This window comes from Microbacterium sp. RD1 (genome assembly GCF_052220165.1).
GTDB lineage: Bacteria > Actinomycetota > Actinomycetes > Actinomycetales > Microbacteriaceae > Microbacterium.
Genome location: NZ_JBQPOL010000005.1, coordinates 1 through 1,076, shown reverse-complemented (window position 1 = coordinate 1,076; position 1,076 = coordinate 1). Strand labels below are relative to the sequence as shown.

The window sequence follows — 1,076 nt, the reverse complement described above, 5'->3', positions numbered from 1 at the left end:
CCGTTGTGGTTTGAGATCGGCGCTTTGGTGGTGTTGTCGCTGGTTTTGGTGGGGGATTTGTTGTTGATTTTGCGGCGGCCGCATATTCCGTCGACGCGGGAGTCGTCGTTGTGGGTGGTGTTCTACGTCACGCTCGCGTTGGTGTTCGCGGGGATCATGTGGGTCGTGGCGGGTGGGGAGTTCGCGGGGCAGTTCGTCGCGGGCTGGTTGACGGAGTACTCGTTGTCGATCGACAACTTGTTCGTGTTCGTGTTGATCATGGGGCAGTTCTCCGTGCCGCGCCGGTATCAGCAGGAAGTGCTGATGGTCGGGATCATCATCGCGTTGGTGCTGCGGGGAGCGTTCATCCTCGTCGGGGCCGCGGTGATCGAGAACTTCAGCCCCATCTTCTACGTGTTCGGCGCGTTCTTGGTGTACACCGCGATCCGGCAAGCCTTCCCCGCGGGAGGCGGTCACGCCGATGACGCGAAACGGGAGAACTTCATCGTCCGGTTACTGCGCCGCACGATCGATATCAGCGACGAGTACGACGGCGCGAGACTACGGACCACGGTCAACGGGAAACGGATGTTCACCCCGATGATCATCGTGTTCGCCGCGATCGGCGTCACCGACCTGCTGTTCGCGATCGACTCGATCCCCGCGATCTTCGGGATCACCCAGAGCCCGTTCATCGTGTTCACCGCGAACCTGTTCGCGCTGATGGGATTGCGTCAGCTGTACTTCCTCCTCGGCGACCTCCTCGACCGGCTCCGCTACCTCCACTACGGCATCGCGTTCATCCTCGCGTTCATCGGCGTGAAACTCGTCCTCCACGCCATGCACGTCAACGAACTCCCCTTCATCAACAACGGTCAACACATCGACTGGGCCCCCGAGATCTCCACCTGGACCTCCCTCGCCGTCATCATCGCCGCCATGGCCATCGCCACCACCGCCAGCCTCATCGCCTCCACCCGCGAAAACCGCACCAAAACCCCCACACCACCCCAGCCCTGAGAACCCCCACCACCCACGAAGGGTCACACCCAGCAGCATCCCGACACGGTCGCACCGCGTATCGCGACCCCTCGCGC

The 1,076-nt window shown here is 62.4% G+C and carries 1 protein-coding gene; it reads left to right on the top strand.

Features of this window, described 5'->3' with window-relative positions; genetic code table 11:
- Nucleotides 1–999: TerC/Alx family metal homeostasis membrane protein (locus ACTU3I_RS18460; protein ID WP_442927189.1), on the top strand; the 999-nt coding region annotated here is incomplete at its 5' end.
- Nucleotides 1,000–1,076: the final 77 nt, after the last annotated feature.